A 25,091-nucleotide genomic window follows, 5' to 3' on the forward strand; every position below is an offset into this window, starting at 1 on the left:
CCGCGCGCCCGGTCCCGTACTCACCCGCATCCCAGGAGCACTTGGTGAAGTCCGCTCTCCACGCACCCGCCGCCGCGGTCGCGGATCCCGGCGAGGGATACGCCTTCGACAACGACAACGTCCACGCGACGGAGCAGCACCGCTGCCTCGCCGCGTCGCTGGATCCGATCACCACCGCGCGGCTGGCCGGCACCGGAGTCACCGACGGCTGGCGCTGCCTCGAGGTCGGCGCGGGCGGCGGCAGCGTCGCCACCTGGCTGACCGAACGCGTGGCGCCCACCGGCGAGGTGGTGGCCACGGACATCAGTCCGGTGCGCCTCCCCGAGCACCCGCGCCTTCGGACACCGCGGCACGACGTGACCCGCGACCCACTGCCCGAGGAGGCCTTCGACCTGGTCCACTCCCGTCCGGTGCCGCTCCGTCTGCCGCACCGCCGGGCGGCGCTCGCCACGATGACCCGTGCCCTGCGCCCGGGCGGGTGGCTGCAACTCGACGCGTTCGACATCGACCATGGCCCGGTCCTGCTCGCGCCGAGCCGTGCCGGAGCCGAGGTGTACGAGCGGTTCCTGGCGGCCAGGGCACGCGTGTTCGCGCAGGCGGGAGCGGACGGCAGCTGGGGACGGCACGCCGCCGGGGCCCTGCGGGATGCCGGGCTCGTCGACATCGACCCCGTGCCCTTCCTGATGCCGTGGCACGCCGACTCGCCCGGCGTCCACCTCCTGATCCACCACACCCACCACCTGCGTGACCGTCTCGTCGCCGCCAGCATGACCGACGCCGAACTCGCCGAGGTACGCGAGGTGATGCGGCATCCGCGGTTCCGGGCCGGCTCGTGCGTGATCTACTCCGTGCAGGGGCGGCGGGCCCGGTGAGCGTCGACGCGTGTGTACGGACCGAGGCACGTCGGACGCCGGAACCGCACCGGCCGCTGGCCGGGATCCAGGTGAGCGCCGCGGGCGGTTCGACGGCGCTCGCGGTCGCCGCCGCCCACCTGGCGCTCCTCGGCTGCCAACCGGCCACCGCCGGCCCGGAGCACGGCACCGGTGACAGCCGTCCGGGGCACGGCACCGGTGACGCCGGTGACGCGGGCACCCTCGTCGCCGTCACGGGTGCCGACAGCCTCACCTGCGCCATCGACTGGGCGGGCCCGGTGGCGCTGCCCCTGGCGAGCGAGGCCGATGTGCAGTCCGCCTGCGGCATCGCCCACATCCACGGGCGCCGGTACGGGGAGCCCACGCCGCTCGGCCTCGACTACGCCGGAACGGTGGCCGGGGTGCTCGCCGTGACGGGCATGCTCGCCGCGTTCCACGCCGCCGCGCGCGGCACCCGGATCGGCCGGGTGCGCACCTCGGTCGCGCAGGGCGCGCTCCTCGCCACCGGCCAGTACCTGGCCATGGCGAGCGCCGCCCGTACGCACCCTGCGGACAGGCCGGTGCCGCTGAGGTCCCCCGGTCCGGGCGCCGGCGCACCGCCGTTCACCAGCGCCGACGGGGTCAGGTTCGAGATCGAGACACTCGACGCCGAGGCCTGGCAGCGTTTCTGGACCGTCCTCGACGCCGAGCGGACGGCGATCCGCCGGGGCTGGCAGCCGTTCCAGAACCGGTTCGCCACCGCCGTCTGCCCCCTGCCCGCCGCACTGCACCGCGTCACCGCGCGGCGTTCCTACCAGGTGATCCGTTCCGTGGCCGCCCGGACCGACGTCAGCGTGCTGCCCGTCCCCGGCCCCGACGCGCCGGAGCCGGGCGACCTGCCCGAGACCCCATGGACCGTCAGGGCACTGCCCGCGGACCGGCGGACCGCGGCGGGGCCCTCCGTGCCCTCACCCGCCGCGGCCTCCCCCACGGTGTCCCGGCCGCTCGCCGGGCTGGTCGTCGTCGAGTCCACCGGACGGGTGCAGGGGCCGCTCGCCGGACACGTACTCGCCCGGCTCGGGGCCCGGGTCGTCAAGGTCGAACCGCCGGGCGGGGATCCCCTGCGCGGCATCGAGCCGCTGGTCGGCGGCTGCTCGGCCCGGTTCCTGGCGTTCAACCACGGCAAGGACGTGGTGGAGGCGAACCTGCGGACCCCGAGTGGCCGCGGCACGCTCCGCGAACTCGTCCGCGACGCCGATGTGTTCCTGCACAACTGGGCCCCCGGCAAGGCGGCCGCGTGGCATCTCGACGCCACCGATCTGGCCGGTGTCCGGCCCGGCCTCGTCTACGCCCGGGCGTCCGGCTGGGGCGAGGCCCTCGGGCCCACCCCGCCGCTCGGCACCGACTACCTGGTGCAGGCGGGCAGCGGTCTGGCCGGGCTGACCGCGCGGCACGGCGAGCCACCGACACCCTCGCTGATGACGCTGCTCGACGTGCTCGGCGGCCTGGTCTGCGCCGAGGGGGTGCTGGCCGCGCTGGCGGCGCGCTCCACCGGCGGCCGCGACAGGCACGGCAGCGCCCCCCTGCTGCGGGTGGACACCTCCCTGCTCTCCGCCGCGACCGTACTGACCCGGCACGGATCCGGCGCCGCCCCCTCCCGCCGTCCCGGGCCGTCGGTGCCGCTGACGTCCGACCTCACCGCACTCGCCGCGGACCCGCGGTTCGGCGCGGCGCTGACCCGGGCCGGCTGCGTCCTGCCCGGCACGCCCTGGGAGTTCACCGCATGACGGAGACCTGGACCGCGGCGACACCGCTGCTCCGCGCCCCGCGGACGTCCGGCGCCACGACCTCAGGGAGCGTCCATGACCAGTGAGCTCAGCACCGGCACCGCCACGGAGCCGCCGCCCCAGGAGGCCGGCGTCCGCACCGGCCGGCGTCCTGAGGCGCGGCTGCCCGCCTACCTCCGGCCGGCCGGGCCCGGCATGGTCGGCCACTACCTCAGCCTGGCCGTCGTCTGGTCGCTGCTCCCCGCGTCCCAGCGGCTCGACGGGGCGTCGCTGGCGACGCTGCTCGCGTTCCTGCTGGGCGAGGTGTGCCTGGTGGCGGCGGCCGTCGCGTTCGACGACGTCACCGGCTACCGGGGCGGGAGCGACGCCGCGAACCACGGTCCCGACGCGCCGGCGCGGGCACTGGCCCGCAAACCGCTGCCGGCCGGGACGCTCACCGAGGCGGCCGCGGTCCGTTTCGCCTGGTGCGCGCTCGTCGCCGGGTGCCTGTGCTGGACGGCGGCGCTGGTCTGGGCGCCGCACCGCCCGTGGTGGGCGGTGCTCGTCCTCGTGGCCGCCGCCGTCGTCGTCCCGCAGTACTGGTGGGGCCTGCGGCTCGGCTACCGGGGCTTCCAGGAAGTGTTCCTCGCCGTGGTCGGCTGGGCCTTCGTGCTGCCGCTGTTCGGCCTGCTCACCGGGGAGGCGACCGGGCTCGCGGCCGTGGAGGTGTTCCTGTTCGGGCTGGGTCCGGTCCTGGTCGGCGTGTACTCCGACACCCACGACGTCGAAGGGGACCGCGCGGTGGGCCGGCCGGTCGCCGCGTGTCTGCTGTCCCTCAACGGCAACCGCCGGTTCATCGGGGCGCTCTCGGTGCTCGAGACCACGGCGATCGTCACCGCGCCGCTGCTGGGGTTCTGCCCGTGGTGGTTCCCGCTCGCCTTCGTCCCGCTGAAGGCGACCCGCGTCCTGCAGTTCACGGTCGGCATGGTGCGCGGTGACGTCCTGCGCGGCCGGCTGATCGGCATCCGGGCCCACCGGATCCTGGTCGTCACGCTCGTGGCGGTCAATCTCGCGATCACCGGCCTCGCCTGAGCCCGAAGGGCGGGGCGAGGACCCGAGCGGCGTCCCCGCGCTCCGTGCGGAAGCCCGCCCGGACCGCCGCGCCCCACCGTCCATCAGCTCCCGTGTGCGTAACGGGAGTTCTCGGAGGTCACCCGATGAAACTCCTCGCCCCCGGACCGTTCTTCGACGTCCTGGCCGACCGCGGCACCGGAACGACGGTCCATCTGAGCCGACCACTGGACATCGCGGACGACGGCAGGACGACGTACGACATCCCGGACCTGGCCCATCTGGTGAGCCAGGCCGCGGGCTGGCTCGAGGGGCTGCGCGTGACGCCGGGCGACCGGGTCGCCGTGATCAAACCCAACCACTGGGACTACGTCCTGCTCGCCTGTGCCGCCGCCCGCATCGGCGCGGTGCCCGCGCTGATCTCCGACCGCCTCCCGGTGGAGACGCTCCAGGTGCTGCTCAAACGCCTCGACGCCAAGGCCCTGGTCACCACCTCGGCCACGCTGGCGGCCGCGCGCGGGGCGGAGACCGACCTCACCGCCTTCACCCGCCGCACCCTCACCCTCGACGCCCCCGCACCCGGCGCGATCCCGCTCGCGGACGTGCGCGGCCACCGGACGCCGCCGCCCCGTCCCCACCCGGACGACCTGACCCTGGCCATCATGCACACCTCGGGAACCACCGGAATCCCCAAGCTGGTCCGGCACTCCGCCAGAACGCTGATCCACCGGATCGCCGCCGACGAGGCCCGGCGCCTGCCCCTGGTGTCCACCCGGCGTGCCGACACCGTCGCCCAGGCGGCGTCGTACGCACACGGGCGGGGCCTCGCCTGGACGATCAGCGTGCTCTGGCTCGCCCCGCGCGCGGCGGTGATCCTGGACGCCTACGACGCCCGGCTCGCCGAACCCGTCCTGCGCGCCCATCCGCCGACCGTGCTGGAGGCCGCACCCTCGGCCTTCGTGCGCTGGCAGCCGCTGGCGGCGTCGCCGGACAACCCCTTCCACGACGTGCGGCTCTACATCAACGCCTTCGACGCCGTGCACCCGCCCACGGTACGGACGTTCCTGAGCGCGACCCGGCGCCGCCTGCCGCTGTGGGTACAGGTCTGGGGGCAGTCCGAGACCGGGCCGCTCACCTTCCGCTGTCTGACGCGCAGGTCGGTACGCGCGACCGGGGAGCGCCACCCCACCACCCGGGACCTGGGGCGGACGGTGCCCGGCAAGGCCGGACTGCGCGTGGTGGACCCGACGACCCTCCAGCCGGTGGGGCGCGGCAGGCCCGGCCTGGTGCAGGCCCGTACCAGAACGCTGTGCGCCGGATACGTCAGCGAACCGGAGCGGATGCGCGCCAAGTTGTCCGGGCCCTGGTTCACCACCGGGGACCTCGGCCTCATCACCCGCTCCGGCCGGCTGCTGCTGCTCGACCGCGAGGTGGACACGATCCCCGGCGGCAGCTGCGTCGAGATCGAGGACGTGATCCACGACCGGCTGCCGGAGGTCGTCGAGGCGGTGGTGCTCGGTCGTGCGAGCGGACTGCCGCAGCCGGTCCTGGTGACCCGGGACGGCACGCTGGACCCCGGCGCGTGGCAGCAGGCCGTGACCGACCTTCCGCCGCTCGGCGAGCCGACGGTGCTGTCCCTGGACCAGCTCCCGCTCACCGCGACGGGCAAGGTCCGGCGGCAGGAACTGCGCGACCGGCTGCTCGACGGGGCACCGCCCTACGGCACCGGACGATGGACCTGATCCGCATCCGGGGCCCTGTCCGGGCGGTGGCCGTAAGGGCGGTGGCCGTACTGACGATGGCCGTACGGGCACCACCGCCCATCCGCATGCGTGCGGCCACCCGTCCGTACCCGCACCACAACCCACCCGTACGCGTGCGGCCCTCCGTCCGTACCCGCACCACAACCCACCCGTAGGCGTGCGGCCCCCCATCCGTCCCTGCGCCTCACCGGACCTGCTGAAGCGGACCGACGAGGAGGTCGAGTCCGTGGTCGCCGGGCGCCCGAGCGGTATCTGCCGGCCCGGACCGAGGCGACCCGCGAGGCGCACGTGGTGCGCCGGCCGGTGGGGCTGCCGGAGGCGACGCCGGCCGCGCTGCGGCTGCGGCGGGCGTTCCCGGACCGCCCTGCGCGACGGGTCGACTGCGCCGGGGACCGGGTGACGCTCCGCCCCAACAGCGAGGCCGCCGTCCGCTGGGCCGAGATCGCCGCCCACCGGGTCCTGTCCGCCGGCGCGCGCTGAGGTCTCACGGCCTGGTGGTCAGGACGACGCTGGTGGCCGCCTTGTCGTGCAGGCACTGCTGGAACGGCTTGTCCCAGAGGCACCACAGCACGTCGAGCAGACCCAGGAACGGCACGAATCCTATGTCCGCACGTCAACGCCCCACGCGATGCTGGCAGTTGACCGCTACGAACGCCCGTGTCCCGTGTTGTCCGATCGCGGAACTGACGGGGTATTGACTCTCCTACCCCTATGAGGTTTTCCTAAGGACATGAGGGAGGACCGGAGGCTGCGCCGGCGCAACGACACCGTGCGGGAGATCCTCGACATCGCGCTCGAGGTGATGGCGGAGGAAGGCGTTGCCGCGCTGAGCATGGCCGAGGTGGCACGGCGGATGGGCATGCGGCCGCCCTCGCTCTACCAGTACTTCCCGTCCAGGACGGCCGTCTACGACGCCCTGTTCGAGCGAGGGATGCGCGAGACGGTCGACGTCCTGGAGCCGTACCGGGCCATGCTTGCCCGGGACCCGCGCGGTGCCCTCCTGGCGGGCCAGCAGTCCACCGTCGCCTGGGCGATGGCCCATCCGGTCCTGGCGCAACTGCTGTACTGGCGGCCCGTGCCCGGGTTCGAACCGACCCCGCGGGCCTTCGAACCCGCGGTGCGGCAACTGGAAATACTGCGGGCCGCCCTCCAGGCCGCGGTGCGCGCCGGGCAGTTGTCGCCCGCCGCCGCCGAGGAGGACGGGGTGGCCCTCTACACGGCGCTGATGGCCGGCGTGATCAGCCAGCAGCTCGCCAACGAGCCGTCCGCGCGGGTCGAGGAGGGCCGTTTCACCCGGCTCACGCGGACGACGGTCGACATGTTCTTCCACTTCTACGCCCCCGAGGAGGGCGAGTGCGATGACTCAGACCTACGGGGAGGCCGCACGCCTGCCGCAGACCGGCCGTGACCAGTCGGCCGCGGTCGCCGAGGCGGAAGGCCGGGCCGCGATGGACGTACTCGGCAAGCTCGGGGACGAGGACTGGCACCGTCCCACCGACTGCGTGGAGTGGGACGTGCGTACGCTGGTCTCCCACCTCGTCGCCCAGTGCGAGGACAACATCTCCCTGGCCACCATGGTGCGCAGGGAGATCACGGGCAGGCGGCGCCACCGGGGCATGGGCCCGGTCGACGCGCACATGGCGGCACAGGTCGCCGACCACGCCACCGCCTTCGGACCGGAGTTGGCCGAGCGGTTCACGCTGCTGTGGCCGCGTGCCGTACAGGCCCGTCGGCGTCGCCCTGGACTGATGCGGCGCGCCAGGGTCGACACCGGTGTGGCCGAGGCACCCCGGATGTCCGTGGGCCATCTGCTCGACACCATCTACAACCGCGACCTGTGGATGCACCGCGTCGACCTGGCACGTGCCACGGGACAGCCCCTCGTGGTGGGAGAGCACGACCGGCTCATCGTCGAGCAGGTGATCCGCGACCTGGCCCTGACCTGGTCCGGGGCACCCGTCGTACTGGAGCTCACCGGGCCCGCCGGGGGCACGTGGCTGATCGGCTCGGGCGAGCCCGCGTCGGTCGTGCGGGCGGACGCCGTCGCCTATCTGCGCGCCCTGGGCGGACGCGATCCGGACGTGCCGCTGGAACTGGTCTCCGGATCCGACGCGGCCCTCGCGGCCGCCCGCCGGGCCCGGGTCGTCTTCTGATTCCCCGTCGGGCGCCCTGGGAGCGGACCCGATCGCAGCCGTGGGGCAGCCGCCGCGGTACCGGCCCGCCGGTTGCCCGACCCGGTACGCTCGGCCCCCCGCTCCCAGCGGGAACTCGACGTACACAGGGCAGGAAGGGGCCGAAGGGCATGCATCCCACAGTGCGGCCGGGCAACGGGGGACCGTTGCCCGAAGGGCTCGCGAAGGCGATACGTGAGACCGCCGGTGACATCGCCGCGCTGCTGCGGGGCGCGGCCGACCCGGCGCTTCCCGTTCCGCGGTCGGAGTGGACGGTCGGCGAGGCCGCCGCCCATCTGGCGCTGGCCAACGAGCTGATGGCCGACCTCGCGCGCGGGCGGGAACGCACCTACGGGGACGGCACACCGCAGAGCCTGGCCGCGGCCAACGCGCGGGCCCTCGGCGGGTTCGAGGAGCGCCGGCCCGAGCCACTCGCTGCGATGATCGCGGAACAGGCCGAGGCGTTCCTGGACGCCGTGGACCGGGGCGCGGACGAGGGCACCGCGGAAGACCCGGCGCTCGTCACGCCGCTGGGCCCCATGGGCAGGGCCACGCTGGCGTCCTACCTGCTGACGCACATGCTGGGCCACGGCTACGACCTGGCCCGGGCCCTGGGCCGCCCGCACATGGTCGACCGTGCCCGTGTCGGGCTGTGCATGCCGTTCATGCTCCTGGTCATGCCGAGGGTCACCGCCGCGTCCGCCTCGGGTATGACGGCGCGTTACACCATCCGCCTGCGCGGCGGCGCCGCGTTCGGCGTCGCTCTCGACGACGGCGCCGTGCACGTGACCCCCGGGCCCGCGATCCGGCCCGACTGCACGATCCTGATCGAACCGGTCGCCTTCCTCCTCATCGCGCTGGGCCGCCTCAACCCGTGGCGGGCCATCTCCCGGGGGCATGTCATCGCCTGGGGCCGCAAGCCCTGGCTCGCGCCCCGCTTCCCGAACCTGTTCGCGGCACCCTGATCCGCTCCCCTGCGGCGCGGACCCCGGCCGTCCGGTCGGCGCCGCTACGAGGAGAAGGTCTCGACGTACTCCTCGGCCTCCCCCAGCTCCGGCGCGTCGCGCAACTCGATCCGCTCCCCCAGGCGTTCCAGCTCCAGCAGGGTGACGGTGTTCTCGCCCGGCACCAGGAGGGGCGCCGGGACGTACAGCGTCGTCTGGGGGCCGATCTCCCAGTACCGCCCGAGCAGGAAGCCGTTGATCCAGACGAAACCCTTGCCGAAACCGGGACATGCCAGGAAGGTGTCCGCCCGCTCGTCCACCGTGAACCGTGCCGTCGCGAATCCGGCCGGGCCCCGCGGGTCGGTGGCGGCCGCCGCGCGGCCGACCTCCTCCGCCGACCACTCGTCCAGCGGCAGCGGGTGCGCCGTCCAGCCGTGGACCATCCGTCGTCCCATCCGGACATGGCCGAGGATGCCCTTGCCCTGGCCGAGGAGCGGGCCGTAGTTGATCCGCCCCTGGTTCTCGACGAGCAGTTCCAGCCGCACCCGCCGCCCCGTGCCGTGGAGGGTGAGCGAGCCGGCCTCCCGGTCGACCACCCCGGCCGGGGCGCCGTCCACGAACATCTGGGCACGGTCGTGCAGTCCGCTGACGGTCAATTCGACGGCGCCCTCGGGGAGTTTCGGATGCGCGCGGTAGAGCACCAGGCCGGAGGACTGTCCCAGTTCCTCGAAGCTCGGCGGGTGGGGTGAGTCCACCGCGCGGGAGACGGCTTCCAGCCCGCCCAGCAGTCCGGCGCCCCGGACGACCGGGACGACGCGGGGTGCCAGCAGCGCGGGGTCGCTGGGCAGTGGCTGCTCCGGGAGGCCGGTCACGGCACCGAGCCGGTCGCGCAGGGCGAAGAACTTCGGGGTGAGCCCGCCGTGTTCGGCGATCGGCGCGTCCGAGTCATAGCTGGTCACGGTCGGCTGGATGGCCTCGCCGTCGTGGTTGGCGCCTGCCCAGAGCCCGAAGTTGGTGCCGCCGTGGGCCATGTAGAGGCTCACCGATCCACCCGCGTCGAGGATGTCGCCCAGCGTTCCCGCCGCGCTCCGCGGTGACCGGACGTGGTGCCGCTCCCCCCAGTGGTCGAACCAGCCGTTCCAGAACTCCGCGCAGACGAACGGCTCGCCCCGGCGGCGCGCCCGCAGCAGTGCGGCGGCCTCGGCCGCCTGGGAGCCGAACGTCGCGGTCGCGAGCTCGTCGGGCAGCGTGCCGCCGTCGAGCATCAGCTCGGTCGGGCCGTCGGCCGTGAAGAGCAGTTCGGTGACGCCGCGCTCCACCAGCGCGTCGCGGACCCGGCGCAGATACACGTGGTCGTCGCCGTAGCTGCCGTACTCGTTCTCGATCTGCACCGCGACGACGGGGCCTCCCCGCGCCGCCTGAAGCGCGGCGAGACGCGGGATCAACTGGTCGAACCAGCCCGTCACCGCGTCAAGGAAGGGACCGTACGAGGACCGCGGCCGCATCCCCGGGGTGCCCGTCAGCCAGGCGGGCAGCCCGCCGTTGTCCCATTCGGCGCAGATGTACGGGCCGGGTCGCACGATCGCGTCCAGCCCGGCCTCCTGCGCGAGACGGAGGAACCGTTCGACGTCGCACCAGCCGTCGAAGCGCGCTCGGCCCCGCTGCCGCTCGTGGAAGTTCCACGGCACATAGGTGTCGACCGTGTTCAGCCCCAGGGCGGCGAGTCGTGCCAGCCGGTCCGGCCACTGGTCGGGATGAACACGGAAGTAGTGCAGCGACCCGGCGAGGACACGGTGCGGGCGGCCGTGCCGCAGGAGTTCGCCGTCGGGGTGGGACAGGGCAGGCGTCGATCGGGGCATGGGGCGTGCCTCTCTCATGGCGCGGTGGTGCCCGAGGCAGGCCCGCGACCCCGGGGGCCGCGCTCGGGAACGGGTCCGGGCGGGACCGTGCTCGCCACTGCCGCCCTGCGCGTGGTTGGCTTCCTCACGGCCTCTCCTTCGACGTGGGGTGGGGAGAGCGGAACCCGGCTCCCCTGCGGTCCGCCGCACGGCCGGGACACGCTGACGTGCCGGAACTATGACACACGATGATAGCGATGCCAATGGCGGGCTGCCGACACTGCGAGGGGTGCTCCGAGCAGCACGGACGCCGCTGTGCGGGCGCTATCATCGCGGTGGGACGAGCGGACGAGGACACGCATGAAGCAGCGGAGCGAAGGCGACGGCGCCGCACGGCCCCCGGGCATGACCGATGTCGCCCGGCTCGCCGGGGTCTCCCCGCAGACCGTGTCGCGGACCCTGTCCGGCCACCCCAACGTGCGGGAGAGGACGCGGGCCAAGGTCCTCGCGGCCGTCGACCAGCTCGGGTACCGCAAGAACAACGCGGCGCGGATGCTGTCGTCCGGCCGCAGCCGCACCATCGGCGTGGTGACGCTGCAGACCACCTTCTACTCGCGCACCGCCGTGCTGTACGGCATCGAGAGCGCGGCGCGCGAGGCGGGCTACTCGGTCTCCACCGCCACCACCGCCTCCCTGGACACCTCCGCCATCGAGGCAGCGCTGGCGCGGCTCGCGGAGCAGGGTGTCGAGGGGATCGTCCTCGCCGTCCCGCTGATCCATGTGAGCAGGCGGATCGAGCAGCTCACGGGCTCGGTTCCCACCGTCACCATCGACGGGTCGCGCACCTCCGCCACCGAGGTGGTGGCCGTCGACCAGACCCAGGCCGCACGCCTGGCCACCCGGCATCTGCTGGACCTCGGGCACGAGACGGTCTGGCACGTCGCCGGGCCGCGCGAGTGGCTCGACGCGGTCAGCCGCACCCAGGGCTGGCGCGACACGCTGGAGGCCGAGGGCAGAAGCGTCCCACCCGAGCTGGAGGGTGACTGGTCGCCCGCGTCCGGGTACCGCAACGGCCTCGTCCTGGGCCGGATCCCGGACGTCACGGCCGTCTTCGTGGCCAGCGACGAGATGGCGTTCGGAGTGATCCGGGCGCTGCACGAGCTCGGCAGGCGGGTGCCCGACGACATCTCCGTCGTCGGCGTCGACGACATCGCCCTGGCCGAGTACTGCTCGCCGTCGCTGACCACCGTCGCCCAGCCGTTCACGCAGATGGGAGCTCTCGCCGTCTCCCATCTGATGCGCCATCTGGAGAACCCGGACGCCGCCTCCGAACCCGCGTCCGTCGAGCCGGCCCTGGTCGTACGCGCGAGCACCGCGCCGATGCGGCGGGGCGGCGGCCGGTAGGGATCCTTCCGCTCCGGCCGAGGACGGCCGGCGGCGGACGCCGTTGTCCGGCGATGCACAGCGGTGCCATGCACATCAAGGAATCACTGTCGGCGTCTGGTGTTATCGATGCCATTCCCCTACTGTCTCCCCCGCCCCATCAGCGTCATGACGGCCCCGGCAGGGGCCACGCGTCTTCCTCGCTCTCCCGTACCGGAGTCATCAGGAGGCCCCATCGTGGATGCCATCCACCCGCACCGCCCTCGACGCACACCCCGGTCAAGAACGGGCGCCGCCGCCGCGACCGCCGCGCTGCTCACCCTGGGCACGCTGTCGGCCGGCGCCCTTCCCGCCCATGCCGGCCCGGCCACCGTGTCCACGACGGCGGCACCGGCTCCCCCGGACCACCCCGCGACACCGGTCGAGCTGACCGGTCCCGGCCTGAGGGTCCAGGTGGCCAAGGAGTTCCCGCAGGTCATCTCGTACACGATGGGCGGCAGAACGCTCGGCGGCCAGGCCCGGGCCCTGGACACCTTCATCGTCAACGGCACGGCGCACACCGCCACCACGACCATGACGGCGCACGGCAACCAGGCCGTCTACACCTCGGTCTTCGCCGATCTGCCGGACCTCACCATCACCTCGACGATCACGGTGACCGACGAGCGGACCGTCGTCTTCGCGGTGAAGAGCATCGAGGGCGCCGCCGCCTCCACCGTCGACCAGCTGTCGATCCCCGACCAGTCACTCGTCTCCGCCGACTCCTCCTCCCCGCAGACGACCCTGGCGCGTACGAAGATCTCGACGAACTCGACCACCACGGCCGACGAGTTCGTCCCGATCACCGCCGCCACGGCCCCCGACAAGGCCGCCGTCGGCACGCCGTACGGCTTCGTGAGCAACGGCGATCTGGCGGGCGGCGTCATCACCAACGCCACCGACGACTCCGCGCAGGACAACAACGACAACTGGAACACCCGCCTTCAGTCGCGGATCGTGGACGCGGGCAACGGCGCCCGGCGCGCGGAGCTGTCGGCCGGCACGTACACCTACGCGCCCCGGGGCGCCACCGACCCGCGGGTGAGGACGTACGCCCTGCCCAAGGCGACCGTCGTACTCGCCGCGGACGCCAACGGGGACGGCCGGGTGGACTGGCAGGACGGCGCCATCGCCTACCGCGACCACATGCCCCGGCCACTCGGCGCGGACCGGGTGCCCGAGCGCGTCGTGCAGCACATCCCGTTCAACTTCGCCAGCCAGGCGACCAATCCGTTCCTCAAGACCCTCGACAACGTCAAACGCGTCTCGATGGCCACCGACGACCTCGGCCAGTGGGTCCTGGAGAAGGGCTACGCGAGCGAGGGCCACGACTCGGCCCACCCGGACTACGGCGGCAACTACAACACCCGGGCGGGCGGGCTCGCCGACCTGAACAAGCTCACCAAGGCCGGTGCCGAGTACAACTCCGACTTCGCCGTGCACGTGAACGCCACCGAGGCGTACCCGCAGGCGAAGAACTTCAGTGAGGCCCTGGTCAAGGGCCAGGTCAACGGCTGGGACTGGCTGAACCAGTCGTACCACATCGACCAGCGCGCCGACCTGGGCTCCGGAGCCGTCCTCGACCGGTTCGAGCAGCTGCGCCGCGAGGCCCCGGGCGTCAAGGGCCTCTACATAGACGTCTACTACTCCAGCGGCTGGCTGGCCGACTCGCTGGCGGCGCGGCTGCGGACGATGGGCTTCGAGGTCGCGACCGAGTGGGCCTACAAGTTCGAGGGCACGTCGACCTGGTCCCACTGGGCGAGCGACAAGGGCTACGGCGGCGCCACCAACAAGGGCATCAACTCCAACATCGTCCGGTTCATCGCCAACTCCGACCGCGACGTGTGGAACGTGGACCCCCTGCTCGGCGGCGCCAGCGTCAAGGAGTTCGAGGGCTGGACCGGCCACGACGACTTCAACGCCTTCTACCGGAACATCTGGACCGACAACCTGCCGACCAAGTTCCTCCAGCACTACCAGGTCATGAACTGGGACTTCGGCAAGTCCGCCACCCTCACCGGCGGTGTCCGGGTCGCGATGGCCGACGGCAAGCGCCAGGTGTCGATGGACGGCACGGTCGTGCTCGACGGCGACACCTATCTGCTGCCCTGGGGCGAGGCGAAGGGCGGCAACGGCACCTCCTCGCCGAGCCGGGCCGACAAGATGTACTACTACAGCGCCTCCGGCGGCACCCACACCTTCGACCTGACCCGGCAGTTCGCCTCCACCCGCAACTTCACGCTGTACAAGCTCACCGACCAGGGCCGGGTCAAGGCCGCCCAGGTGAAGGCCCAGGACGGGCGGGTGACACTCACCGGCGACAAGGACCAGCCCTACGTCCTGGTGCCGAACGGGAACCGGGCCCCGCACCGGGACGCGCACTACGGCGAGGGCACCGGCCTGGCCGACCCCGGCTTCAACGCCGGTGACCTGGACGCCTGGAACCCGCGGGGCGGGGCGGCGGTCGCGCGCAGCGCCACCGGTGACAACGTCGTGCGGCTCGGCGCCGGCGAGTCCGGCATCTCCCAGCGGGTCAAGGACCTCAAGCCGGGCCGGCGGTACACGCTGAGCGCCCATGTCGAGGTCGCCGCCGGGCAGCGCCGCGCCGTCACCCTGGGTGTGACCGGCGACGGGGTGAAGGCGCACAACGGTTTCGACACCACCCCGCTGCGGAACACCATGGCCGCCGACTCCAAGCAGGGCACCTACGCGCAGCGCGCGTCCGTCGCCTTCACCGCGCCCACCGACGGCAACGTCACCGTGGCGATCGGGGCGGCCGCCGGGGGCGCGGCGGTCACCCTCGACGACGTGCGGATCATGGCCGACACCTCCACGCCGCTGCCGCGGGGCGAGAACGGCCCGTCCGGCGGCACCGTGGTCGCCCACGACGACTTCGAGGGCAACCAGCCCGGCTGGGGACCGTTCGTGAAGGGCGACGCGGGCGGCTCCACCGACCCGCGCACCAGCATCAGCGACCTGCACGCCGCGTACAGCCAGAAGACCTGGAAGAACACCTACTCGCCCTACGCCTCGGGGGCCCTCAAGGGCCAGGCGGTGGACGACGTCGTCGGCGGGAAGCACTCACTGAAGGCCCACGAGGAGAACACGGGGCTGGTGTACCGGACGGTCCCCGCCACGGTGCCGTTCGTCGCCGGGCACACGTACGCGGTCTCGTTCCGCTACCAGACCAACGTCGAGGGCCAGTGGGCCTGGGTGACGGGAGCGGACCGGGTCGGGGACGGCAAGGTGGTCTCCAAGGACATCACCCGTGAGACGCTCGCCCCCGCGCTGGACACCGCGACCTACTCCAAGGAGATCGTCGCCGGCTGCGGCGACACCTGGGTCGGCCTGCGCAAGCTCGGCGGCGCGGCCGGTACGGACTTCGTCCTCGACGACTTCCGTGTGACCGACCTCGGCCCGGTGAGCGGCGGCGCCGCCTGCGCGAGCGTGACCACCCCGGCCGGCACGGATCTGAGCCCCGGTGTGCCGGGCGAGTACGTCACGACGTTCACCAACAACGAGCAGAGCGACGTCACGAACGTCGCCCTACGGCTCGACGGCCTGCCCGACGGCTGGACCGCGATGGTCGAGAAGCGCGACGGCAACCTCTTCGAGAGCGTGAAGCCGGGCGCGACCGTGAGCACCACCTGGATCCTGACCCCGCCGGCGAGCGCTGCGGGGACGTCGGCGACCTGGAAGGCGACGGCCGTCTACGCCGACTCCGGCGTCACCAAGACGGTGTCGGCGGACGCCAGGGCGACGGTCTCGACCGAGCCGGTCCTCTCGCCCGGCTCGATGACGGCGACCGCCGACTCGGAGAACCTCTCCTCGGGACCGGCGGAGGGCCCGGTGTCCAACGTGCTGGACGGTGACGCGGGCACCATCTGGCACACCGACTACAGCCACGGGAACGCGCCGTACCCGCACTGGGTGACGCTGAAGCCGGCCGGTCCGGCCGACGTGAACGGCTTCGGCTACCTCGACCGGCAGAGCGGCGGTCAGAACGGCCGTGTGGCGGACTACGAGGTGGCCGTCTCCGACGACGGCCGCACCTGGACCACGGTGGCCAGGGGCACCCTCGTCGACTCGCCGCAGATGCAGCGCGTCTCCTTCCCCTCGGTGCGCGCCTCCTACGTGAGGTTCACCGCGCTGAACGCGCTCAACGGCCAGCCGTTCGCGGCCGCCGCCGAGATGCGCGTGTACGGCACTCCGGTGGACCTGCCCACCGGGTACCCGCCGGCCGATCGGCCGTAGCGGCACCGACAGGGCCTGCCGAGCCACCGGTGTGTTCACCACCGGTGGCTCGGCAGGCCCGTCTACGGGACGTGCCGGGCCGGGCCGGTGGCCAGGTGGAGCAGGGACTCCAGGGGGCCGCGCCGGAACAGCCTGGTCCATGCCGTGGCCAGGAGCACGGCGGCGGCGATGAAGGTGAGGAGCACCGGAAGCGCGGACATGCTGTCGTCGTCGATCACGGCCACGTGCCAGACGTCGGAGAGCAGCCACAGGGCGACGATGTGCAGGACGTACACGGTCAGCGCGGTCATGCCGACCGCGGCGACGGGCCTGGCCGCGCGCGTGAGCCGTGGCAGCCGGTCGGCGACGGTCAGGCACGCGGCCATCACGGCCAGGGCCACGCCCGTGTTGCCGAGGACGGAGAACGTCGTCTCACTGTGCGGTGCGGCCACCAGCAGCCAGGCGGGCGGGATGTGGTGCCCGGTGTCGCCGACCCGGTCGGACCACCACGCCGAGTTCGCCGCGCCGCCGTCCGTGGCGGCCGAGACGGCCGACAGGGCGCGCGGGACCAGGCGCAGGGCCAGCCAGGAGCCGCCGTAGCCGAGCAGGACGAGGGCGCCGCCCGCTGCGGCCAGCCGGGACCGGACGCCGGGCCGGGTGAGGTCGAGCCGGGCCACCGCCATGCCCGCGATCACGTACGGCACCCAGGCGAGGACCGGATACCCCCCGGTGAACAGCAGTTCGATGACGCCGCCCGTGCCGGTGATCCGGGCCAGCGGGTCCCGGGCGACGACCGCGTCCGCCCAGTGCCCCTCCTCGATCGACCTCCGCACCACGTAGAGGACCTGCGGCAGGACCAGCGCACCGGCGGCGGCGATGAGCGCCAGCCACCCGGCCCGCAGCCGGTACAGCGGCAGGACGGCCAGGAAGAGCAGTCCGTAGAAGCTGAGGATCACCTCGACGCCGGTATCGAGGGCGGTCAGGGCGTAGCCGAGCGGGACGAGGACAGCGGAGCGGATCATGATCCTGGCCATCGCCTGACGGCCGGCCCGCCCGGTCCGGGGGCGCGGCCGGCCGGTCAGGATGATCAGCGAGAAGCCGGCCAGCAGCGCGAAGAGCGCGGACGACCGGCCCCGTGCCGCCTCCAGCAGGAACCCCACCGGTCCGCCCACGGTCACGTCGGGGCCGACATGGGCGGAGTACATGCCGAAGACCGCGAGTCCGCGGGCCAGGTCGATGCCGATCAGCCGTCCCGTCGACGGGGGCCCGGCGTGGGTGGCGGTGGGCTCGGTCCCCGGCCCGGACGGCGCCTGGGACGGCACGGCCGACGATGCGTTCTGCGTCATGTCATCAGACTCTGCCAAATTCCTGGCACGACGTACATGTCTCCTTTCCGGAGACACCCGGTCGACCGGCCGGAGCCGCCCCGGCCGGTCGGCGGGAGCCGGGGCCGCCGGCCGGCAGGAGGCGCCTGCGGTCCGCGAGCGGACGGACACCCCGCGTGATACAGATCGAGCGACGGGCTGCGACGAGCGGAGCGCACGTGATCCGGGTGGTGGTGGTCGACGACGAGGCCCTGGTCCTGGTCGTCCCTGAAGGCCGCCGAACTCACCCGCACCGGCAGCCTGTTCCACCTCAGCTACACGCTGGCCACCGCGGCCGCGCCCGTCTTCCTGGGCCAGCTGGTGCAGGCCCGCCGCGATCTGTCCCTCCGGCTCGCCGAGATCTCCGAGGCCCGCGCGTACGAACGGCTGCTGACCGCTCAGAGCGTCCTGGCGAAGGAACGCGCGCAGCTCGCCCGGGAGATGCACGACGTGGTGTCCCACCAGGTCAGCCTGATCGCCGTCCAGGCCGGCGCGCTCCAGGTGGCCGGACCCGACACCGGGACGCGGAAAGCCGCGGCGACCATCCGGCGGCTCAGTGTGGAGACCCTCGACGAGCTGCGGCACATGGTCAGCGTCCTGCGCGCCTCCGGCAGCCGCCCCACCGAGCTGACCCCCCAGCCGTCCCTCGCCGACCTGCGGCGGCTGGTGGACGGCAGCGGCATCGAGGCGGAACTGAAGACGGACCTGCCCGAGGACCTTCCTCCCCCGGTTCAGCGCGCCGTCTACCGCACCGTGCAGGAGGCCCTGACCAACATCCGCAAACACGCGCCCGGTGCCAGGGCGACCGTATGTGTCCAGCACGGCGGCGGCACCCTGCGCGCCACGGTCGCCAACACCGCCCCCACCCGGCCCGCCCTGCCACTGCCCAGCGCCCGCCACGGCCTGGCGGGCCTGCGCCAGCGCGCCGAACTCCTCGGCGGCACCGTCACCTCCGGGCCCACGGCCGACGGGGGCTACGAACTCCTCCTGGAACTGCCGACCGGCGACCCGTCGTGACCACCCGCGGCGAAGGGAGCGCGGCGGCGGAGCCGTGGGACGGCATGGCCTCAGGCGGCCCGGGCGCCGGCCCCGAGTGCCCTGGCCAGCATGGAGAGTTCGGACAGGTAGTCGTCCTCGCTCAGGGGCTCCTTCTCGACGGCTCCGGGTCGCGCGTCCGACCGGGTGAACACATCGGTGTGCGGGCTGCGTCCGCCGCCCGTCTCCAGGAACAGCGTCACGGTCGGCTCGCTCGTGGCGCACCATGCGCGGTGCAGGGTGTGCGCGGGCAGGGCGTAGGAGGAGCCCGCGGTGTACCGGGCGGTGTGGAGCGACCGCAGCCGCGCCGGTCCCAGGGCGGTGAGCTGCCAGTGCGCGTCGTGTTCCGACAGTGATTCGCGGTACCGGGTCGCGGTGATGCCGCCGTCGGGGGACGGCTCGTACAGCTCCATGCCGAGCCGTCCCCGAACCACGCAGGACGCGAGCGGTGAACGGTGGTTGTGGATGTCCTCCGGGCCGGTTCCCTCCACCCCCTGCTGCCACAGGTGGGCGCGCAGCCTGTGCCGGTGGCCCCCGTCGATCAGCAGCAGTTTACGGAAGCCGAGGACGTGTCGGTACGAGTAGCGCGCGTGGGCCGCCGGGTCGCCCGCTCCCGAGGCGAGTTCCGTGACCAGCTCCACCAGCCTTCCGGGACGGGCCAGTTCGGCGACGGCCGCTCGGGCGGCGTCCAGCAGCCGGTCCTCGGGCATATCGCGTCCCACCGCTTCGGCCAGGGTCCGCCGGGCTGCCGTGATGTGGGCTGTTCCCATGCCTGCCTCGTGGATGCTCGCAGTGGATGAGTGTCGTTCATCGGCCGGGACCGGTGGGCAGACGGAACTGCGCGACGCACGCCCTGTGGTCGGAGAAGTTGTCGACGACCTCGGTACGGTTCACGGCGATGCCGGGGCCGTAGAGGATGTCGTCCACGGACCTGTCCTTGTAGGTGGGCCGGCCGTCGATCGAGCTGGCGAGCGGAAGGGTGCCCGCGCCGAGGACCAGTCGGCGTTCCGGTGTGTTGAAGTCCCCGCAGACCAGCGTGAGGCGGCTGTTCGCATGGCGGCCGAGCTCCCCGGCCAGCGAGTCCCAGACCTCCTTGAACTCCGCCTCGTCGGGCTCCCGGCGGAACAGGTAGAAGGGCAGGACGTGCAGTGAGGTCACGTCGACCTCCGTTTCCCCCAGGGGGAAGGTGGCCGTCACCAGACCCTTGTCGTGGCTGTGGATCTCCTGTCCCCCGATCGACGTGCGCAGACCGGGGTTGGGCAGCCGGTGCTGCCGGTACCGGCTCAACGGGAACCGCCCGGCCACCGCCACCCCGCTGAGCCGGCCCGGGAAGAAGGACGATTCGTGCAGCGGAAGGACCGCGGTGTGCCGCAGCGCCGTCCTCCTCGTGATGTGGTCGAGGAGTTCCGACGTCCCGCGGTCGTCGAATCCGACCTCCTGGAAGGCGACGATGTCGACGCGCCGGTGCGTGAGGAAACGGACGACCTCCTCCACGACGCCGGCGGAGCACGGATGCGTTCCTCCCGACGCCGGAACGCCCTCGTGCAGATTCCAGCTGGCGACCGTCAGCGTGTGGTCGGGCCTCGGGGCTACGGGCATGCCGTCGTCCTCAACGCGAAGTCCCGCAGGGTGCTCGTGCCCTGATAGGTCATCCAGATCGGTCTCGTGTCGTCGTGCCATCGCCAGGCGCCGTCCTTGTAGTTCTTGAGGATGTCGGCCACGGCTCCCCTCAGTTTCTCCTCGCAGCCGGGAGTTCCGGGAAGCATCAGGGCCCTCGCGACCCAGGCCGCGGTGAAGTGTCCGATGAGCAGCGCGTCCACCGTGCCGTCGTCGACGGGGCGGCGGAGCTGCTCGTCCGTGGTCCGCAGGTCGAGGTCCGCGGCGCACAGCCAGCGGACCCCGGAGCGGGCCGCGTTCCTGTACACCGCCCCGTCGGCGAGGACGCCCGCGGCTCGGTGGAGGGCGAGCGCGGCACGGGCCGTGTGGGCGGCGGACTTCGCCGCACTGTGCAGGTTTTCACCCCAGTGGGCGACAGGGGCCGCCTCGCCGTCCTCCCGTTGGGCCCCGTCCAGCAGCCGGCGGGCCAGCCACGGGAGCTTCGGTGACGCCGGAGCCACCTCCGCCAGCGTGGAGATCGCGACCGTGAGCACGGTCGTACGGTTCATTCCGACGGGATCCTCCTGCGGATCCAGCATCCGCTCGAGGAGGTTGACGAGTTCGGCCTTGGTCCCGTTGTCCAGGCCGCCGCGGAACATGGCGGCCAGAACCCACGCGGTGATCTCGGGTCTGCCCCGGTCGCGCTGGGTGCTGGCGGCCCATCCCCCGCCCGGCTTCTGCAGGGCGAGCAGGGAGTCGATCACGCGCCGCCGGCTGATGCGGGGGTCGCGTATGTCGAACGCCGTGATCATCCGCAGCCCGTACGAGCTGCCGACCGCCGTGGGCGGCACGTGATGGTCGTTCAGGTACTGCGACCAGCCGGCCAGATCGGCACCCCGGTGGCGCACCTCGCGGAACTCGGCGAGCACACCGTGGGCCGAGTCGTCGACCACACGCCTGACGGACGGCGCCGCGGACCCCGGTGGCGGCGGGGCGGGTGCGGGCGCGGAGGCCTCACCGGCGTACCGCTGCCCGGCCAGGCGCAGCACGAGGCCGATGCACAGGGCGCACAGACCGGCGAACAGATAGCGGAGAACGGCGACGCTGAACCAGTCCTCGGGCAGTACGTAGTCGAGGAGGGCCTTGTAGGCGACGAGAGCCGCGCTGAACGGGCCGAGGGAGACCAGTGCGGCCTTGATCCGCTGTGCGGTGTTCGCGGTGTCCCCGGGCGCGGCCGGGGTCGAGGTGTCAGGACGTACTCGATTGGTGTGGGCCATCCTGTCCCCCCGAAGACGCGCCCGCGCAGCGACAGCGCCAGGATAGACCCGGGATGCCCGGTTGGTCGTCCGCCGGGACGGCGGTCCCGCGCCGTCAGGACCTCCATCGCACATAGGACTTGAAGGCCGGGCCGGGCAGCCGGGCGGCGAGGCGGTCCTGGCTGTGGCGGGACAGGCCGGCGAAGGCGCAGCCGATCGCCGGGGTGGCGAGGAGCGCGATGAGGACGGCGACCAGTGCCGCGTCGAGCGCGCTCTCCCTCTGGTAGCCGCCGAGGATGAGAGCGCGGACCCGGATCCGTCCTCCCGCCTCGCCCTCCGCCCAGTGCAGGACCGCGGCCGTGTCGACGAGGCTTCCGTCCTCGGCGACGAACGACCCGGAGCAGGCCACGCTCTTGCCTCCCCTGCCGCTCTCCTCGCGATGGCACTCGCGGGCCGTGAACATGCCCGGGGTGCCCGCCCATCCCACCGCGGAGGCGGCCACCGTGCCCAGCAGCACGACGCCGGTCAGGAACACGGCGGACCCGCACCACCACACGAGCCGCCGGAGCGGGGCGTTCGCGGACGCGTCCGCTCGATCGGCCAGTTTCCGCAGGGTCCGCTGCCGGTCCGCGCCGATGCCCCATCCGGCGCCCCCCGGGGCGCCGGGCGCGCGGTACGTGCTCGCGCGACCGGCCGCGGCCCTGCGGCGCCGCTCTCTCCGGCGCCGCGCCGACCTGTTGCGTGACCTCGCCACACCTGCCTCCCGCCCGACCGCGGCGTCGCCGCCGGCACGCCGGCTCCGTCGTCGACGTCGGCCCGGCATCGTCGCCCGTCTCAGAGGCGACTGTACGTCTCGATGTCCTCGGTGAACTCCTCGATCGCCTGCGCGGTGAGCGTGGGCCGGGTGTCGGCGATGGCGTCGAGGTAGTCCTCGGTGGTGGCCGGACGGCCCTGCCGATGCGCGACCTCGCGTTCGAACGCCGCCTGCGCGCCCTTGCGGGCGGCGAACTCGATGTCGGCGGGGGTGAACAGCTCGCTGGCGGCGACCAGTTGTGCCACGTCCACCGAGTCGGTGGCCCGGAGGTAGCGGTCCCAGATCGCCGAGCGGGCCGTCGCGTCGGGGGGTCCGATCGGGATGACGTAGTCGAACCGGCCCGGCCGCAGGAACGCCGGATCGAGGGAGCGCACCGAGTTCGTGGCGCAGGCGAGCAGCCGGGAGTCGTGCTCGCGGAAGCCCGGTATGAGCTTCAGCAGTTCGTTGGTCACCCCGTGTCCCGGGTCCACCGCCATGCCGGATCGCACACCGGCGATCTCCTCGACCTCGTCGATGAAGAGCAGCACCGTGTCCAGTTCCGCCAGATCGGCGAACACCACCCGAAGCGCCGTCGCCAGCCCCTCGCTCGTGTCGGCGGCGAGCCGGGACGGGAAGAGTTCCACGAACGGCCAGCCGAGCCGTGAGGCCACCGCTTTGGCGAAACTGGTCTTCCCGGTGCCGGGCGGGCCGAAGAGGATGACCCCTTTCGGCGGGGCGACGCCGTAGCGGTCGGCGAGCGCCGGCTCCGCCAGGGGGAGCACGACACGCCGTTCGACGACCTGCTTCTCCCGTTCCATGCCGGCCATGGCGTCCCAGAGCCCCTCGGGAAGCATGCGACCACCCAGTTCCGTGAGGGCGCCGGCGTCGGAGGGTCCCTGCGGTTCGAGTTTCTCGTAGTAGACCAGGTCGTCCCGGAAGCGGTAGCCGCAGTGTTCCAGGGCCGTGGTTCCGGCGGCGCCGGGGGGCAGCAGGGCGCTGATGCGACGCACGCCCAGTGCCCTCAGACGCCGTTCCAGTTCGGTGAGGAGGGCGCTGCCGATGCCGCGCTGGCGCCACCGGGCGGCGAGCGCCACCAGGAGGACCCATCCTCGCTGGCCGCTCGCCCGTGCCGCGGCCATGCCCACCAGTTCGTCACCCACGACGGCGACCACGGCGTTCTGTCCGGCCCGGGCCTCGGCCATCACCTCCGAGACCGGGAAGACCGGATCCTCGTCGGCCTGCCGGCTCTCCTCCCAGATCAGGATCGCCTGGTCAAGATCGTCGTCGCGATAGTCGCGCAGGTGCCATGCGGGCATCGCAACCCCCTCACCGCTCCCGGCAGTCCATTGTCTCCGCTGGGGCGCCAGGCGGCGAGCCATGCAGGCCGGGGTGGGTGCGACACGCACGGGTACGCACCCTTCCCGGTCCGTCAGCGTTGTGAGCCCGAGTCGAGATGGGCGAACACGACCACGTTCTCCTGGTAGCCCCCCTTGGCGCGGTCGAACTTCCCGCCGCAGGTGATCAGCCGCAGCTGGGGAGTCGCGGTGTCCGCGTAGACCCTGTCGTCGGGGAAGTGCGCCTTGCTGAAGGCGTCGATGGAGTCGACCTTGAAGCGGGCGACGGTGCCGTCCGCGCGGGTGATGTTCACGACGGCTCCGGGTTCGAGCGAGTCCAGCTCGGCGAAGACCGCGGGACCGGTCTTCGTGTCCAGATGACCGACGACGACCGAGGCTCCGCGCTCGCCGGGCGACGGCCCGCCCTTGAACCATCCGACCAGGTTGGTGTTGTTGGCCGGCGGCGGGTTCAGTTGTCCCGAGGCGTTGACGGACAGTTTGGTGAACGGCGCGTCCACCCCGATCTTCGGGATCGAGATCCGCGTCGGTTCCGAGCGGGGCAACGACTTGCCGGCTTTGGCGCCGGACTTGATGCCGGTCCTGGTATGGGTTCCGGGGTCGGTCGTCGAGCCGGCCCTGGAGTCGGTCGTCGAGCCGGCCCTGGGATCGGTCGTCGAGCCAGTCCTGGTGCCGGTCGTCGAGCCAGTCCTGGGATCGGTCGTCGAGCCGGCCCTGGGATCGGTCGTCGAGCCGGTCCTGGTGCCGGTCGTCGTGCCGGTCCTGGTGCCGGTGTCGACGCTCGGCTCCGGCGACATGGGGGCCAGGGAGGTGACCGCCGCCGGACGGTTCGTGTGCGTGGGGTGCGCCACGGGCGCGGCGACCAGGGAGTTGTGAATGAGCGCGATGCCCAGTCCGACCGCTGCCGCGGGCCACAGCAGGCGGAGCCGGAAACGACGCCTGGCGGGCTTGATCCCGCTCTGCTCCGTCTGGGGCGGCTGCTGAGAAGCCATGGACGGTGCCTTTCGTCAAGAGGTGGTACTGGCCGCGGGCGACGGTTGGGGCCGGCCGCCGCTGCCGCGGCCCGCGCTGCCCTCCTGGGGAGGTGACGCGGACCGCGGCAGCCCAGCGACGAACAAGAGCGGCCCGATCAGACCGCGGAGGGGTCCGACGCCTGACGGCGGCGGAGCATGTACGCACCGGCGCCCAGGCCGCCGAGCAGCAGCGCGGCCCCCGCCCCGAGGCCCAGGGTGTTGGAGGACTGAGCCAGCCCGCCACCGCCGGCCTGCACGCCACCCTGCGGCTGGCCCTCACGGCCCTCACCACGGCCTTCGCCGCGACCCTCGCCACGGTCCTCGCCGCCGTTGTCACGGCCCTCGCGACCCTCGTCACCGTCGCCGCGCTCGTCCTCGTCACGACCACCGCGGTCGCCCTCGGCCTTCAACATGGCAAGGGCTCCGCCACCGGCCTGCACGCCACCCTGCGGCCGGCCCTCACGGCCCTCACGGCCCTCACCACGGCCTTCGCCGCGACCCTCGCCACGACCCTTGTCGCCCTTCTGACGGCCCTCGCGACCCTCGTCACCGTCGCCGCGCTCGTCCTCGTCACGACCACCGCGGTCGCCCTCGGCCTTCAACATGGCAAGGGCTCCGCCACC

The 25,091-nt window shown here is 73.0% G+C and carries 19 protein-coding genes and 1 pseudogene; 12 read left to right on the forward strand and 8 right to left on the reverse strand.

Annotated features, from left to right (window positions below; translation table 11 throughout):
• The first annotated feature begins 44 nt into the window (after positions 1-44).
• The 8 genes from ACIQMV_RS20480 to ACIQMV_RS20515 all read left to right on the forward strand — a co-directional run bounded on the left by ACIQMV_RS20480 (position 45) and on the right by ACIQMV_RS20515 (position 8,587).
• Positions 45-872, forward strand: coding sequence for a class I SAM-dependent methyltransferase (locus tag ACIQMV_RS20480; RefSeq protein ID WP_402594425.1), 828 nt, complete (start codon positions 45-47; stop codon positions 870-872).
• Entirely contained in the window at positions 869-2,638 is a 1,770-nt protein-coding gene (locus ACIQMV_RS20485) for a CoA transferase (protein WP_402594427.1), read from the forward strand. The genes ACIQMV_RS20480 and ACIQMV_RS20485 overlap by 4 nt, the downstream gene beginning before the upstream one ends.
• A 75-nt stretch (positions 2,639-2,713) precedes the next feature.
• Positions 2,714-3,709 (forward strand): UbiA family prenyltransferase, encoded by a 996-nt coding sequence (locus tag ACIQMV_RS20490; protein ID WP_402594428.1) that lies wholly within the window; start codon positions 2,714-2,716, stop codon positions 3,707-3,709.
• Positions 3,710-3,834: 125 nt separating this feature from the next.
• Entirely contained in the window at positions 3,835-5,430 is a 1,596-nt protein-coding gene (locus ACIQMV_RS20495) for a class I adenylate-forming enzyme family protein (RefSeq protein WP_402594430.1), read from the forward strand.
• Positions 5,431-5,742: 312 nt separating this feature from the next.
• Positions 5,743-5,931, forward strand: a complete 189-nt coding sequence (locus ACIQMV_RS20500) for a hypothetical protein (protein WP_402594432.1) — start codon at positions 5,743-5,745, stop codon at positions 5,929-5,931.
• Between the two features lie 250 nt (positions 5,932-6,181).
• Positions 6,182-6,859, forward strand: coding sequence for a TetR/AcrR family transcriptional regulator (locus tag ACIQMV_RS20505; RefSeq protein WP_402594434.1), 678 nt, complete (start codon positions 6,182-6,184; stop codon positions 6,857-6,859).
• Entirely contained in the window at positions 6,810-7,604 is a 795-nt protein-coding gene (locus ACIQMV_RS20510) for a maleylpyruvate isomerase family mycothiol-dependent enzyme (protein ID WP_402594436.1), read from the forward strand. Before ACIQMV_RS20505 ends, ACIQMV_RS20510 begins: the two co-directional genes overlap by 50 nt.
• A gap of 149 nt (positions 7,605-7,753) precedes the next feature.
• Positions 7,754-8,587: a maleylpyruvate isomerase family mycothiol-dependent enzyme gene (locus tag ACIQMV_RS20515; protein WP_402594437.1), complete on the forward strand. Its 834-nt coding sequence runs from the start codon at positions 7,754-7,756 to the stop codon at positions 8,585-8,587.
• A 44-nt stretch (positions 8,588-8,631) separates the two neighbouring features.
• On the opposite strand, the gene ACIQMV_RS20520 is transcribed toward ACIQMV_RS20515, so the two are convergent.
• Positions 8,632-10,425, reverse strand: a complete 1,794-nt coding sequence (locus ACIQMV_RS20520) for a glycoside hydrolase family 35 protein (RefSeq protein ID WP_402594438.1) — start codon at positions 10,423-10,425, stop codon at positions 8,632-8,634.
• Positions 10,426-10,764: 339 nt separating this feature from the next.
• On the opposite strand from ACIQMV_RS20520, the gene ACIQMV_RS20525 reads away from it, so the two are divergent.
• Both ACIQMV_RS20525 and ACIQMV_RS20530 read left to right on the forward strand, forming a co-directional pair.
• On the forward strand, positions 10,765-11,808 hold the full coding sequence (locus ACIQMV_RS20525) for a LacI family DNA-binding transcriptional regulator (RefSeq protein WP_402594440.1): 1,044 nt from the start codon (positions 10,765-10,767) through the stop codon (positions 11,806-11,808).
• 216 nt (positions 11,809-12,024) lie between these two features.
• Positions 12,025-16,080 carry an endo-alpha-N-acetylgalactosaminidase family protein gene (locus ACIQMV_RS20530; protein ID WP_402594441.1) on the forward strand — a complete coding sequence of 1,352 codons (4,056 nt, stop codon included), beginning with the start codon at positions 12,025-12,027 and terminating at the stop codon, positions 16,078-16,080.
• Between the two features lie 62 nt (positions 16,081-16,142).
• Here ACIQMV_RS20530 and ACIQMV_RS20535 read toward each other — a convergent pair whose 3' ends face one another.
• Complete coding sequence (locus ACIQMV_RS20535; RefSeq protein ID WP_402594443.1) at positions 16,143-17,405, reverse strand: DUF418 domain-containing protein; 1,263 nt, start codon at positions 17,403-17,405, stop codon at positions 16,143-16,145.
• Positions 17,406-17,663: 258 nt separating this feature from the next.
• Here ACIQMV_RS20535 and ACIQMV_RS20540 point away from each other — a divergent pair.
• Positions 17,664-18,440 (forward strand): annotated as a pseudogene (locus tag ACIQMV_RS20540) (sensor histidine kinase); the annotation flags it as partial.
• A 50-nt stretch (positions 18,441-18,490) separates the two neighbouring features.
• On the opposite strand, the gene ACIQMV_RS20545 reads toward ACIQMV_RS20540, so the two are convergent.
• The 6 genes from ACIQMV_RS20545 to ACIQMV_RS20570 form a co-directional block, all read right to left on the reverse strand.
• Positions 18,491-19,228 (reverse strand): hypothetical protein, encoded by a 738-nt coding sequence (locus tag ACIQMV_RS20545; protein WP_402594445.1) that lies wholly within the window; start codon positions 19,226-19,228, stop codon positions 18,491-18,493.
• A gap of 37 nt (positions 19,229-19,265) precedes the next feature.
• On the reverse strand, positions 19,266-20,057 hold the full coding sequence (locus ACIQMV_RS20550; RefSeq protein WP_402594447.1) for an endonuclease/exonuclease/phosphatase family protein: 792 nt from the start codon (positions 20,055-20,057) through the stop codon (positions 19,266-19,268).
• On the reverse strand, positions 20,048-21,331 hold the full coding sequence (locus ACIQMV_RS20555) for a hypothetical protein (RefSeq protein WP_402594449.1): 1,284 nt from the start codon (positions 21,329-21,331) through the stop codon (positions 20,048-20,050). The genes ACIQMV_RS20550 and ACIQMV_RS20555 overlap by 10 nt, the downstream gene beginning before the upstream one ends.
• A gap of 94 nt (positions 21,332-21,425) precedes the next feature.
• On the reverse strand, positions 21,426-22,064 hold the full coding sequence (locus ACIQMV_RS20560; RefSeq protein WP_402594451.1) for a hypothetical protein: 639 nt from the start codon (positions 22,062-22,064) through the stop codon (positions 21,426-21,428).
• Between the two features lie 80 nt (positions 22,065-22,144).
• Entirely contained in the window at positions 22,145-23,419 is a 1,275-nt protein-coding gene (locus ACIQMV_RS20565) for an ATP-binding protein (RefSeq protein WP_401772520.1), read from the reverse strand.
• Positions 23,420-23,532: 113 nt separating this feature from the next.
• Positions 23,533-24,447: a class F sortase gene (locus tag ACIQMV_RS20570; protein ID WP_402594452.1), complete on the reverse strand. Its 915-nt coding sequence runs from the start codon at positions 24,445-24,447 to the stop codon at positions 23,533-23,535.
• A 92-nt stretch (positions 24,448-24,539) separates the two neighbouring features.
• Between ACIQMV_RS20570 and ACIQMV_RS20575 the strand changes: the two genes are divergently transcribed.
• A partial coding sequence (locus ACIQMV_RS20575; RefSeq protein WP_402594454.1) for a hypothetical protein occupies positions 24,540-25,091 on the forward strand: 552 nt, incomplete at its 3' end.

Source organism: Streptomyces sp. NPDC091412, assembly GCF_044756885.1.
Lineage (GTDB): Bacteria > Actinomycetota > Actinomycetes > Streptomycetales > Streptomycetaceae > Streptomyces.

Excerpts from the sequence above, each read along its gene's own strand:
- ACIQMV_RS20525 (WP_402594440.1), top strand. The coding sequence starts at position 10,765 with ATGAAGCAGCGGAGCGAAGGCGACGGCGCCGCACGGCCCCCGGGCATG.
- ACIQMV_RS20505 (WP_402594434.1), top strand. The coding sequence starts at position 6,182 with ATGAGGGAGGACCGGAGGCTGCGCCGGCGCAACGACACCGTGCGGGAG.
- ACIQMV_RS20555 (WP_402594449.1), bottom strand. The coding sequence starts at position 21,331 with ATGGCCCACACCAATCGAGTACGTCCTGACACCTCGACCCCGGCCGCG.
- ACIQMV_RS20515 (WP_402594437.1), top strand. The coding sequence starts at position 7,754 with ATGCATCCCACAGTGCGGCCGGGCAACGGGGGACCGTTGCCCGAAGGG.
- ACIQMV_RS20490 (WP_402594428.1), top strand. The coding sequence starts at position 2,714 with ATGACCAGTGAGCTCAGCACCGGCACCGCCACGGAGCCGCCGCCCCAG.
- ACIQMV_RS20565 (WP_401772520.1), bottom strand. The coding sequence starts at position 23,419 with ATGCCCGCATGGCACCTGCGCGACTATCGCGACGACGATCTTGACCAG.
- ACIQMV_RS20535 (WP_402594443.1), bottom strand. The coding sequence starts at position 17,405 with ATGACGCAGAACGCATCGTCGGCCGTGCCGTCCCAGGCGCCGTCCGGG.
- ACIQMV_RS20520 (WP_402594438.1), bottom strand. The coding sequence starts at position 10,425 with ATGCCCCGATCGACGCCTGCCCTGTCCCACCCCGACGGCGAACTCCTG.
- ACIQMV_RS20545 (WP_402594445.1), bottom strand. The coding sequence starts at position 19,228 with ATGGGAACAGCCCACATCACGGCAGCCCGGCGGACCCTGGCCGAAGCG.
- ACIQMV_RS20570 (WP_402594452.1), bottom strand. The coding sequence starts at position 24,447 with ATGGCTTCTCAGCAGCCGCCCCAGACGGAGCAGAGCGGGATCAAGCCC.
- ACIQMV_RS20510 (WP_402594436.1), top strand. The coding sequence starts at position 6,810 with ATGACTCAGACCTACGGGGAGGCCGCACGCCTGCCGCAGACCGGCCGT.
- ACIQMV_RS20495 (WP_402594430.1), top strand. The coding sequence starts at position 3,835 with ATGAAACTCCTCGCCCCCGGACCGTTCTTCGACGTCCTGGCCGACCGC.
- ACIQMV_RS20550 (WP_402594447.1), bottom strand. The coding sequence starts at position 20,057 with ATGCCCGTAGCCCCGAGGCCCGACCACACGCTGACGGTCGCCAGCTGG.